Here is an 11,777-nt window from a genome sequence, read left to right on the forward strand (position 1 = left end):
GGTTACGGTCGGCGGAACATGGCTGCGTCGACGATCGACCACAGGTGGATGATCCAGCCCAGCCAGATCACCCAGAGCACCGCGGCGAGCACGAACATGATCAGCGCCTTGAAGACGCGTCCCTGTACCAGCTGGCCCAGGCCCGGGATGAAGAAACTGCAGATCGCCGCAAGCACGTTGCCACTGCTGCCCTGTCCATCGCTCATCGGTCGCCTCCTCGTGGGATTCGAAGCCATCGTACGGCAGGGATGGCGCACCCGATGTCAACTTGCAAAAGGTCGTTAAGGTTGACAGTGGCGACCGGGATTTACACACTGCGCGCCTTCGCCCCGGGAACCCACCATGACCGCAGCCATCCGCCACGACTGGTCCCGCGAAGAGGTCGAGCACCTTTTCGCCTTGCCGTTCAATGACCTGCTCTTTACCGCGCAGACCATCCACCGGCAATACCACGATCCCAACGCGGTGCAGGTCTCCACCCTGCTCTCGATCAAGACCGGCGGCTGCCCCGAGGATTGCGCCTACTGTCCCCAGGCGGCGCGCTACGCCACCGGCGTGAAGGCCGAGAAGCTGATGAGCGTGGAGGCCGTCCTGGCCAAGGCGCAAGCCGCCAAGGACGCGGGCGCGAGCCGCTTCTGCATGGGCGCCGCGTGGCGTTCGCCCAAGGACCGCGACGTAGCCAAGGTGGCCGAGATCGTCAGCGCGGTGAAGTCGCTGGGCCTGCAGACCTGCGCCACGCTGGGCATGCTCAGCCAGCCGCAAGCCGATACGCTGAAGGCCGCGGGACTGGATTTCTACAACCACAACCTGGACACCTCCCCGGACTTCTACGGCGAGATCATCCACACGCGTGAATACCAGGATCGCCTGGATACGCTCGAACACGTGCGCGAGGCGGGCCTGCGGACCTGTTGCGGCGGCATCGTGGGCATGGGCGAGTCGCGCGCGCAGCGTGCGGGCCTGCTGGCGACGCTGGCCAACCTGCCCGAGCATCCGGAATCGGTGCCGATCAACCGGCTGGTGCAGGTCGCGGGCACGCCATTGGCCGGCACCGAGGCGCTCGATCCGTTCGAGTTCGTGCGCAGCATCGCCGTCGCGCGGATCCTCATGCCCGCGTCCGTGGTGCGCCTGTCCGCCGGCCGCGAAAGCATGGACGACGCGTTGCAGGCGTTGTGCTTCGCCGCCGGGGCCAACTCCATCTTCTACGGCGAAAAACTGCTGACCACCGGCAATCCCGACGTCGAGCACGATCGCCGCCTGTTCGCACGCCTCGGCCTCAAGCCGATGGAAGTCGAGGTCGAACCAGGCACGGTGCACGCCGACATCGTCGCGCACGACCACGCCGCCGCGTGAACCGGCCCGATCTCCGAGCGCGCATGGACGCCGCCCGGAGCGGACGCGCGCAGGCCGGCCTGCTGCGCCAGAGCCGCGTCTGCGACGTTCTTGGCGGCGACCGGCGTCTCGTCGGCGGGCGCGTGCTGGCGGATTTCTGCGGCAACGACTATCTCGGCCTCGCCGGCCATCGCCATCTCGTCGCCGCGTTCACCCGCACGGCCGCCGCCGAGGGTGTCGGCACCGGTGCGGCCCACCTCGTGGCCGGCCACCGCGGCGAGCATGCGGCCCTGGAGGAGGAACTGGCCGACTGGACCGGCCGCGAACGGGCGTTGCTGTTTTCCACGGGCGTCATGGCGAACCTCGGCGCCCTGCAGGCGCTGCTCGGCGCGGGAGCGACGCCGGTGCAAGGCCGGCCGGATGCCCTCTGCGTGCAGGACCGGCTCAATCACGCCAGTCTCATCGACGGTGCCCATCTGGCTGGCGCGGAACTGCGCCGCTATCCCCATGCCGACGCGCACGGCGCCGCCCGCCAGCTCGACGCCTGTCCCGGACTGCCGGCGCTGGTGGCCACCGATGGCGTGTTCAGCATGGATGGCGACGTGGCGCCGCTCGCCACGCTCGCCGCCGTCTGCCAGGAGCGCGGCGCCATGCTTTACGTGGATGACGCGCACGGCCTGGGCGTCATGGGGCCGCAGGGTGCGGGTTCGGTCGCTGCGGCTGGCCTCGGCGCCAGGGAGGTTCCCGTCCTCATGGGCACCCTGGGCAAGGCGCTGGGTTGCGCTGGCGCCTTCGTGGCGGGCGACGCGTCCGTCATCGAGGCGATCACCCAATTCGCCCGCACCTACGTGTATACGACCGCCATGCCGGCGGCACTCGCCGCCGCCACCCGGGCGGCCATACGCCTCGTGCGAACCGATCCCGAAGGCCGCCGTGACCGCCTGGCGGCGAACATCGGGCGATTCCGCGCCGGTGCCGCTCAACTCGGCCTGCGCCTGATGCCCTCGGCGACCGCCATCCAGCCCCTGCTCGTCGGTTCCGCCGGGGCCGCCATGGCCGCCGCCGCCGCGCTGGAAGCCGCGGGATTCCTGGTCGTGGCGATTCGTCCGCCGACCGTGCCGCCGGGCGGCGCGCGGCTGCGCATCACCCTTTCCGCGACGCATTCGCCGGAGCGGATCGACGCCCTGCTGGACGCGCTGGGCCGCTTGCCCCGTGCCCTGGAAAGCGCGGCCGTATAATGGGCGGTCACACCCGCCGGTCATGACGATGACGATCCTCAACATCTCCGCCTATAAGTTCGTCGGCCTCGACGACCTGCACGCCTTGCGGGCGCGGATCGTCGAACGCTGCGAAGCCCTCGCCCTCAAGGGCACCATCCTGCTCGCGCCCGAAGGCATCAACCTGTTCCTGGCCGCACCCTCCGATGCCGTGGCCGCCTTCATCGACTGGCTGCGCGAGGACCCGCGCTTCGCCGATCTCGCGCCGAAGGAAAGCGTGTCCGACGCACCACCCTTCCGCCGGATGCGCGTGCGCCTGAAGAAGGAAATCATCACGATGCACGCGCCGGCCATTCGTCCCGCGGAGGGACGGGCGCCGCACGTGCTGCCGGCGGACCTCCGCCGCTGGCTCGATCGCGGTCACGACGACGCCGGCCGCGAGGTGGTCTTGCTGGATACCCGCAACGATTACGAAGTGGCCGAGGGAACGTTCGAGAACACCGTCGACTACGGCCTCTCCAGCTTCACCGGCTTCCCCGCCGCCGTCGCCGCCGACCGCGAGCGGTTCGAGGGAAAGACCGTGGTCTCGTTTTGCACGGGCGGCATCCGCTGCGAGAAGGCGGCCATCCACATGCGCGAGATCGGCATCGCGAACGTGTTCCAGCTGGAAGGCGGCATCCTCAAGTATTTCGAAGAGGTGGGTGGCGCCCACTGGCGCGGCGACTGCTTCGTGTTCGACGAACGCGGCGCGGTCGATCCGTCGCTCGCGCCGAGCCGGAAGGCATGAGCGGCCTGCACATCGAAACCCATGGCGCCGGCGCGACGCCGCTGGTGATGATCCATGGCTGGGCCATGCACGGCGGCATTCTCGCGCCACTGGTCGAGGCGCTGGCGGCACGCTACACGATGTACGTCGTCGACCTGCCAGGTCATGGCTATTCCCGCGATTCCGACATCCCGCTGGAACCGCTCGCCTGCGCGCGTGCGATCGCCGCCGCCACGCCACCGGCCACGTGGCTGGGCTGGTCGATGGGCGGATTGGTGGCCCTGGCCGCCGCCCTGGACGTGCCGGAGGCCGTGCGAGCGGTGGTCCCCGTCTGTTCCACGCCATGCTTCGTGCGCGGCGAGGATTGGCCACACGGCAACGACGTGGCCATGGTCCACCGCCTGGCAGCCGATCTCGAGGACGACTACATGGCCACCGTGGAGCGGTTCATCGCCCTGGAGGCCATGGGCAGCGCCGATCCGCGCGCCGAGGCGCGCCGGCTGAAGGAGGAAGCGTTCTCTCGCGGCGAACCCGACCCGCGCGTGCTGCTGGAAGGCTTGCGCCTGCTCGAAACCACCGATCTGCGACCGCGCCTGGCCGGGCTTCGCCAGCCCAGCCTCTGGATCGCGGGCCGCCGCGACCGCATTGTCCATCCCGAGGCGATGCGCTGGTCCGCCGGAGCGGCACGTGGTCGTTTCGCCGAGATCGCCCATGCCGGGCACGCCCCTTTCATCGGACACGCCGCCGCCGTGGCGGATGTCCTGACACAATTCACCGACGCAGACGCATGAGCGATTTCCACTTCGATCGACGCCAGGTTCGCCGCAATTTCGGGCGCGCCGCCGGCAGTTACGAAAAACACGACGCGCTGCAGCGCGAGGTGCAGTCCACCCTGGTCGACCGGCTCGACATCTACGAATCGGCGCCGGAAATCGTCCTCGATGTCGGCGCCGGCACCGGCCGTGGCAGCGCGGCACTGAAGAAGCGCTATCCGAAGGCGCAGGTGATCGCGATCGATCTCGCGCTGCCGATGCTGAAACAGGCCCGGCATAACGCGTCCTGGCTGAAGCCGTTCGGCCGCGTCGTCGCCGACGCGTACACCTTGCCCGTGCCTGACCACAGCGTGGACGTGCTCTTTTCCAACCTCTGTTTCCAGTGGTGCGAAGACCTCTCCCGCCTGTTCGCCGAATGCGCGCGCGTGCTGAAGCCGGGCGGGCTGCTCACCTTCTCCACGTTCGGCCCCGATACCTTGAAGGAGCTGCGTGCGGCCTGGGCGGAGGCCGACCAGCACGCGCACGTGGCGCGCTTCCTCGACATGCACGACATCGGCGACGCCATGCTGGCCCAGGGCCTGCGCGATCCCGTGCTTTTCGCCGAGCGCTACACGTTGACCTATCCCACTCCCCGTGCGCTGCTGGATGAATTGAAGGGCCTGGGCGCGAACAACGCCGATGCCGACCGTCCTCGTGGCCTGACCGGCAAACAGCATTACAAGCGCATGCTCGACGCCTACGAGGCCATGCGCAGCGAGGGTGTCGTCCCCTCGACCTGGGAAGTGGTCACGGCGCACGCATGGGGGCCGCCCGCCGGGCAGTCGCGGCGCGAAGGCGGTGGCGAGATCGCCAGCTTCCCGATCGAGAACCTGCGTGGCTCACGGCGCAAGACCCCGTTCTGACTCCACCCGGGATCAGAGCAACGCGGCCAGGGCGTGCGCGTCGCCCGGGGCCTTCACCTTGGCGTCGTTATCGAAGTAAACATAGATGTCGCGGGACGCGCGCCTGGGCGGCGCCGACCTGGCGATACGCGGATCTCCGGCAGGCTGCGCGCCACGACGCCATGCGCGAATGCGGCGCGCCCAGTCGGCCAGGGCCGCCTCGCCGTACCCGCTTGCATACAGTTCCTCGTCGCCGTGCAGGCGCACGTAGACGAACGGCGCCGTGACGTCGAAATAACGCGGATACTTGCCCGCCGTATCCGCCACGACGAAAGCGATACCGTACTTGCGCAACAGGGCGATGAACGAGGGATCGACGAAGCTTTCGTTGCGGATCTCCACGGCATGGCGCAAACGGTGATTGCGAGCCACTTCAAGGAAGGGTTTGCGTTTCAAGTGTGCGTCATGCTTGCGACCAAGCGTCGCGGCGGCCTTCACGTGGGTCGGCAACGAGGCAAGGAAGGCTTCGAACCGCTCCGGTTCGAAGCGGAAGCTCGGCGGAAACTGCCAGAGGATGGGGCCCAGCTTCTCGCGCAAGGCGAGCACGCCCGAGGCGAAGAAATTCGCCAACGGCCTTTCGATGTCGCGCAGGCGCAGGGTGTGCGTGATGAAGCGCGGGCCTTTCACGGCGAAGACGAAGCCCCTGGGCGTGGCCTCGTACCAGGACTGGTAGCTTTCGGGCCGCTGTAACGAGTAGAACGAGCCATTCAGTTCGATTGTCGGAAATTGCCGCGACGCGTAGGCGAGTTCGTCCCGCTGGACGAGATCGGAGGGATAGAAGACGCCACGCCAAGGCGAGTAGCGCCAGCCGGAGATGCCGATGCGAGTGGTAGCCATGCCCCATGGCAACGCGCCGCCGGTGCAGCGATGGTGAACGCGGCGTCATCGATAGCGATGACAGCCGACGACATGGTCGTTGACCATGCCCACCGACTGCATCACCGCGTAGCAGATGGCCGTCCCGGCGAAACGGAAGCCGCGCTTGCGCATCGCCTCGCTCATGCGGTCGGAGGCCGGGCTATGCACTGGCACCTGCGCGTCAAGCCGCCACGCGTTCTTCTGCGGAGAATCGCCGATGAACGACCAAAGGTAGGCGGATAACGAACCCACATCGTCGATAACGCGCAAGCTTGCACGCGCGTTGCCGCGTATGGATTCGATCTTGAGGCGGTGCCGGATCACGCCGCGATCGCGCAACACGGTGGCGAGCTCCGCATCGGTCATTGCCGCGATGCGTGCGATGTCGAAACCATGAAAGGCGAGGTGGTAGGACTTCCGCTTGGCGAGTACCGTGCGCAAGGCCAGGCCCGCCTGCGATCCGCGCAGTACCAGCCATTCGAACAGACCGCGATCGTCATGGACGGGCACGCCCCATTCGGTATCGTGGTAGACGCGCTCCGCGTCGCTGCGTTCGGCCCATTGGCAGCGCATCCGCCACCCCCGTATCTGCACTTGAGGAAGGGCGAGGATAGCCACGCGACGCAGGAGCCGATGTCCGCTCGTCGCCTTGACATACGTCCGCATGCGATGACCAGAAGCGGCGCGGGCGGCCGTCATCGTGTTGGGCGGCGCCGTCAGCGTGAAGAAGGACTCCACGGCAGCGCGTCCAGGTCCACGTTACCCCCGGTGAGCACCGCGCCGACGCGACGCCCTGCGAAGCGCGCGGGATAGCGCAGCATGGCGGCGAGCACCGTCGCACTGGAGACTTCGACGACGATACGCAACTCGGTCCAGAGCAACTTCATCGCCTCGACGCACTCCGGGTCGCTGACGCGCAACGCGACCACGCCATGATCGCGCAGGGCGTGGAAGTTGGGCTCGCCGATCAGCGTGCGCAAGCCGTCGCAGATCGTATCGGCCACGAACGGCCCTACGCGTTCGTCCGCCTCGAGCGAGCGGGCGGCATCGTCGGCACCTTCCGGTTCCGCGCCGAACAGCGCGATAGCCGGATCGATGCCATGCGCCGCGATCGAGCAACCGGAAGCCAACCCACCGCCGCCGATGGGAAACAGGACGGTATCCAGCCCCGGAGCCTGGCGAAACAGTTCAGGCACGAGGGTGCCTTGCCCCGCCATCACCCGTGCGTCCGCATAGGGATGGACCAGGGTCGCACCGGTACTGGCCTGCAAGGCGGAGGCCAGCGCCTCGCGCGCCGCGGTTGTCGGCGCACACCGATGCACGGTCGCGCCGGCGGCGACGATCGCATCGACCTTCGTCTTCACGGCGCCCTCGGGAATCACGACGTGGGCGGGAATGCCGCGCGTTCGCGCCGCCATGGCCAGCGCGTTGCCGTGATTGCCGGAAGAATGCGTTACCACGCCGCGTGCCGCCTCCTCGTCGGTCAGCGACCACACGGCATTCGTCGCGCCGCGGAACTTGAACGCGCCACCGCGCTGGAGGTTCTCGCACTTGAACACGACGGGCGTGCCGACGAGGTCGTCGATGCGGTCGCTGCGCAGCACCGGGGTGACCCGGGCGTGTGGCGCGATGCGGGCCGCCGCGTCGCGAATGTCCGCGAAGCCGGGAAGGTTCACGCGTCGAACTCCACGCCGCAGACGAAGCGACGCTCCTGGCCCGGCGCCAGCGTGACGAGCGGCGCGCAATCGTCACGATTGAACGCATCCGGCATGCATTCCATCGGTTCGAGCGCCACCGACTTGCGCGCGTCCCGGTCGGCCGTGTCGGCGGTGAATACCAGCATGACGCCCTTCTCCTGCCACACGGCGATGCCCATGCCGGATTTCGGATCGCGCAGGCGTGTACGCGCCTTGCCATCGGAATCCAGCTGGAGGTCCGCGTAGGTGTGGTTCAGCTGCATGTCGCCGATGGCTTTCGCCCTGCGGAAATCCAGTCCGCGATCGGCCTTGTCGATGGCCTGCCAGGCCCGCGTTCCCGGCAAGGGGATGAAATCCTTGTCGGTGGCGATCACCTTGTCGGCCGGCACGTGCAGCTCCCAGCCTTCGATCGGGTTGTCCGACAGGCGGAAGTAGGGATGCCAGCCGAAGAAGGTCGGCGCGGCGTGTTCGCCCACGTTGCGCGTCTTCGCTTCCACCGCGAGGCCACGGTCGCCGAGCGTGAACGTCACGCTGAAATCCAGCGCGAACGGGTAGCCGGCGTTCGCCTCCGGGCGGATGGCGTGGGTGACCAGGGTGACGGACGCCTTGTCGTCGTCGGCATGTTCGCGCTGAACGTCGAAGAGAACGCCGCGCAGGAAACCATGGCGGCTGGCGCGATCGGCGCCCACGGCACCTGGCTGCAAATCGTAGGTTTTTCCTTCAAATGTATACCGCGAATCGTTAACGCGGTTTGCGAACGGCGTCATGATCGCGAAGCGGGAGCCCTTGTGGCCGACGAGTTCCCGCTCGTCGCGAAAACCATCCGCGATATTGCGCTGCTCGTCGCGCCAGCATGTGCCGATCGACAGGACGGTGGCGCCACGCCGGGCGATACGGACCTCGCGGTCGGCGTCGGCATCGACCAGGACCACCAGCTCCTGGGCACCGAGACGGGAACGCGTAACGCTGAAACGGGACATGGGAAACTTCCTTTTGACGATTCCGAGCGCATGTTAGCCTGCCTGCCTTACCAGACAACCGTTAGTAGTGCCGCCATGAGCGATCGTTCCGACGCCCCTACCTCCGTCATCCGCCTTGCCGACTACCGTCCCCCGGCATGGTCGGTCGAGCACGTGGCCCTGGAGTTCGACCTCGGCATCGATCGTACGGAGGTGGCCGCCACGCTCGACCTCGTTCGCCAGGCGGACGAGCCGATACGACTGAACGGCGAGGGCGTGGAACTGCTGTCGCTGGGCGTGGACGGGCGGACCCTCGCCGAGGGCGAGTACATCCTCGCCGATGGGGTGCTGGAAATCGCCGTCGACACCGACCGCTGTACCGTGACCACGCGGGTGGCCGTGCGCCCGGCGGAGAATACCGCCTTCGAGGGCCTGTACCTGTCCGGCAGCCGCGACCGCGGGTTCCTGCTGACGCAATGCGAGGCGGAAGGTTTCCGCCACATCACCTTCTTTCCCGACCGGCCCGACGTGCTGTCGCGCTATACCGTGACCTTGCGCGCCGACCGCGACCGCTTTCCGGTACTGCTCGCCGGTGGCAATCCCGATGGGGAGGGCGTGCTCGCGGATGGCCGCCACTGGGCGCGCTTCGTCGACCCGCATCCGAAGCCGAGCTACCTGTTCGCCGTGGTGGCGGGCCGCCTCGAGCGGATCAGCCACGACTACACCACCGCCGATGGCCGCGCCGTCGCCTTGCATATCTGGGCGGAAGCGGATGTCATCGATCGTTGCGACTACGCGATGGATTCATTGATCCGCTCGATGCAGTGGGATGAACGAGCGTACGGGCGCAACTACGACCTCGACGTCTTCCATGTGGTCGCCACGCACGACTTCAACATGGGCGCGATGGAGAACAAGGGTCTCAACATCTTCAATGCGAAATACCTGCTGGCGGACCCGGATTCGAGCACCGACGACGAGTATCGCCACGTCGAGGCGGTCGTCGCCCATGAGTATTTCCATAACTGGAGCGGCAACCGCGTCACCTGTCGCGACTGGTTCCAGTTGAGCCTGAAGGAAGGCCTCACCGTGTTCCGCGAGCAGAGCTTCTCCGCCGACATGAACTCGGCGCCGCTCAAGCGGATCGAGGACGTGGCCCTGCTCCGGCGCGCGCAGTTCCCCGAGGACGCCGGCCCCTTGTCGCATCCGGTGCGCCCCTCGCAATACAGCGAGATCAACAATTTCTACACCGCCACCGTCTACGAAAAGGGTTCTGAACTGGTTCGCATGCTCGCCGGCCACCTCGGCCAGGAAGGCTTCCGCAAGGGCATGGACCGTTACTTCGACAGGCACGACGGCCAGGCCGCCACGATCGAGGATTTCCTCACGGCGCTCGGCGACGCCAATGGTGTCGACCTGTCGCCGTATCTCGCCTGGTACGGGCAGGCGGGCACGCCACGGCTATCCGCCGAAGGGCGATTCGATGCCGCGCAACGGCGGTATCGCCTGACGCTCAGGCAACGCACGCCCGCCACCGCGGGCCAGACCGCGAAACAGGCACTGCCCATCCCCGTGCGCCTCTCGCTGTTCGACCAGTCGGGCAAGGCCCTGCCGCTTCGCCTCGAAGGCGAAGCCGCCGCCGGTGCGACGGAACGTACCGTGGTGCTCGACAGCGCGGAACGCAGCTTCGTGTTCGAAGACATCGAAGCGGTTCCGGTTCCGTCGCTGCTGCGTGGTTTCTCCGCGCCGGTCATCCTCGAATGCGACTACGTTCCCGGGGAACTCGCCGTCCTGCTGCGCCACGATCCCGATGGCTTCAACCGCTGGGAGGCCGGGCAGCAACTGGCCGGGCTGGCCTACGACGACTGCCGGGACGGTAACGTCGAAGGCTCGGCCCTGCGTGCATGGACCGAGGCCCTGGCCCATCTGTTCAACGACAAGGGCGTGGACGATGCCCTGCTCGCCGAATTGCTGACGCCGCCGGGCGAGATCGAGCTGGTGGAACGGCAGGCGGAACGCGATCCGGACCGCATCCGCATCGCCCGGCAATCCATGTTGCGCATGCTGGCCCAGCGCATCGGTGCGGAGGCCCTGCGTGCCCGCTATGCGGCGCTGCGTTCGGAGACCACCGCGGCGCTGGATGCCCTCAGCCAGGCGCGGCGCCAGCTGAAGCGCAGGGTCCTCGATCTGTACGCCTTGATCCAGCCGGGCGAGGCGCGGGAACTGGCGCGGGCGCAGTACGAGCAGGCACCCGGCATGACCGACCGTCTCGCGGCCCTGACCACGCTGGCCACGCTCGACGCCCACGCCGCCGAGGCGCCGATCGCGCATTTCCGCCAGCGGTACGACGGCAACGCGCTGGCCCTCGACAAGTGGTTCGCCATGCAGGCGTTGCTGCCCGGGGCCGACGCCCTGGCGCGGGTCCAGGCACTGGAAGACGATCAAGCGTTCATGCTGAAGAACCCGAATCGTGTCCAGTCCTTGCTGGGCAGTTTTGCCCGGGCCAATCCCACCGGCTTCCATCGCGCGGACGGGGCGGCCTATCGCTGGTTGGCGGATCGCCTGGTCGCGATCGATTCGCTCAACCCACAGGTGGCGGCGCGGATCGCGACGGCGTTCAACGGCTGGAAACGGCTGGAGCCCGTGCGACGGGAGGCCGCGCATGCCGTGGTGGCCGAACTGGCCAGCCGGAAGGACCTGTCGCGGGATCTCACCGACATCCTCGCCCGGGTCGCCCTGGGCTGAGGAAGAAATGTGCGCGGTGTCTCAATGTGGGGGAGAAACTGACGCACCGCGTCACCAATTGCCGATTTGGAGCACCTCGTTGACGAAAAAGTCACACACGGTTCATTCCGACGGTGTAATGTTCGACCCAACGAAGAAAGCCGCGGCATAGCCGCGGCTCTTCGTGCCAGTCACTCGGTTTCTGGCGCCCGGCAGCACGGTCATCCTGGATTCCCCCTGTTCCTGAGACCGCCGGGCGCCAGATCTCATTCGAACCGAATGGGGCATCCCTGCCCACATCCCGCTTCCTTCCTCCGGCACACGGCCAAACCCCTGTCGTTCGGCCTCGGCGCGCGTATCGTCGCGCAGCGTCTGCCCAGCGGAAGTGCGCCCATTGGCAAGCACGAGTCATGCCATGTCGTCGTGCCCGGGCCAGGGTTCCTGTCGAGCGGCGCCCGTCCGTACCGCGTAAAATCACGCCCTGCTTCCTGCCTTTCTACGCCTGATTCC

At 67.5% G+C, this 11,777-nt stretch carries 11 protein-coding genes; 6 read left to right on the forward strand and 5 right to left on the reverse strand.

Translation table 11 applies throughout. From position 1 onward, the window contains the following. Window positions 1–2 precede the first annotated feature (2 nt). Window positions 3–206: a hypothetical protein gene (locus tag ACR9ZJ_RS03900; RefSeq protein WP_371022294.1), complete on the reverse strand. Its 204-nt coding sequence runs from the start codon at window positions 204–206 to the stop codon at window positions 3–5. A gap of 136 nt (window positions 207–342) precedes the next feature. Here ACR9ZJ_RS03900 and bioB point away from each other — a divergent pair, with 136 nt between their 5' ends. Genes bioB through bioC form a run of 5 tightly spaced genes read left to right on the forward strand, consistent with a single transcriptional unit; the run spans window position 343 to window position 4,990 of the window. Beyond that, complete coding sequence (bioB, locus tag ACR9ZJ_RS03905) at window positions 343–1,353, forward strand: biotin synthase BioB (RefSeq protein WP_481282241.1); 1,011 nt, start codon at window positions 343–345, stop codon at window positions 1,351–1,353. 23 nt (window positions 1,354–1,376) lie between these two features. Then, window positions 1,377–2,570, forward strand: a complete 1,194-nt coding sequence (locus ACR9ZJ_RS03910) for an aminotransferase class I/II-fold pyridoxal phosphate-dependent enzyme (RefSeq protein WP_481286935.1) — start codon at window positions 1,377–1,379, stop codon at window positions 2,568–2,570. 28 nt (window positions 2,571–2,598) lie between these two features. Beyond that, the gene (locus tag ACR9ZJ_RS03915; RefSeq protein WP_481286936.1) at window positions 2,599–3,336 is read left to right on the forward strand and encodes a sulfurtransferase; all 738 of its coding nucleotides are present in this window, start codon (window positions 2,599–2,601) and stop codon (window positions 3,334–3,336) included. Continuing rightward, the gene (bioH, locus tag ACR9ZJ_RS03920; RefSeq protein ID WP_481286937.1) at window positions 3,333–4,106 is read left to right on the forward strand and encodes a pimeloyl-ACP methyl ester esterase BioH; all 774 of its coding nucleotides are present in this window, start codon (window positions 3,333–3,335) and stop codon (window positions 4,104–4,106) included. Before ACR9ZJ_RS03915 ends, bioH begins: the two co-directional genes overlap by 4 nt. Then, on the forward strand, window positions 4,103–4,990 hold the full coding sequence (gene bioC / locus ACR9ZJ_RS03925; RefSeq protein ID WP_481286938.1) for a malonyl-ACP O-methyltransferase BioC: 888 nt from the start codon (window positions 4,103–4,105) through the stop codon (window positions 4,988–4,990). Before bioH ends, bioC begins: the two co-directional genes overlap by 4 nt. 12 nt (window positions 4,991–5,002) lie before the next feature. Here the strand turns inward: bioC and ACR9ZJ_RS03930 are convergent, their stop codons facing one another. From ACR9ZJ_RS03930 to ACR9ZJ_RS03945, 4 genes are read right to left on the reverse strand one after another with little or no spacing between them, the layout of a single operon-like run. Next, window positions 5,003–5,866 (reverse strand): DUF72 domain-containing protein, encoded by an 864-nt coding sequence (locus ACR9ZJ_RS03930; protein ID WP_481286939.1) that lies wholly within the window; start codon window positions 5,864–5,866, stop codon window positions 5,003–5,005. A 45-nt stretch (window positions 5,867–5,911) separates the two neighbouring features. Beyond that, on the reverse strand, window positions 5,912–6,625 hold the full coding sequence (locus tag ACR9ZJ_RS03935; RefSeq protein ID WP_481286940.1) for a DNA-3-methyladenine glycosylase I: 714 nt from the start codon (window positions 6,623–6,625) through the stop codon (window positions 5,912–5,914). Next, on the reverse strand, window positions 6,604–7,563 hold the full coding sequence (locus ACR9ZJ_RS03940; protein WP_481286941.1) for a threonine ammonia-lyase: 960 nt from the start codon (window positions 7,561–7,563) through the stop codon (window positions 6,604–6,606). Before ACR9ZJ_RS03940 ends, ACR9ZJ_RS03935 begins: the two co-directional genes overlap by 22 nt. Beyond that, window positions 7,560–8,564 (reverse strand): aldose epimerase family protein, encoded by a 1,005-nt coding sequence (locus ACR9ZJ_RS03945; RefSeq protein ID WP_481282233.1) that lies wholly within the window; start codon window positions 8,562–8,564, stop codon window positions 7,560–7,562. The genes ACR9ZJ_RS03940 and ACR9ZJ_RS03945 overlap by 4 nt, the downstream gene beginning before the upstream one ends. Before the next feature lie 75 nt (window positions 8,565–8,639). On the opposite strand from ACR9ZJ_RS03945, the gene pepN reads away from it, so the two are divergent. Next, window positions 8,640–11,288, forward strand: a complete 2,649-nt coding sequence (gene pepN / locus ACR9ZJ_RS03950; RefSeq protein ID WP_481286942.1) for an aminopeptidase N — start codon at window positions 8,640–8,642, stop codon at window positions 11,286–11,288. The last annotated feature ends 489 nt before the right edge of the window (window positions 11,289–11,777 follow it).

It is taken from the genome of Luteibacter sp. KNZ12-1A (assembly GCF_056755675.1).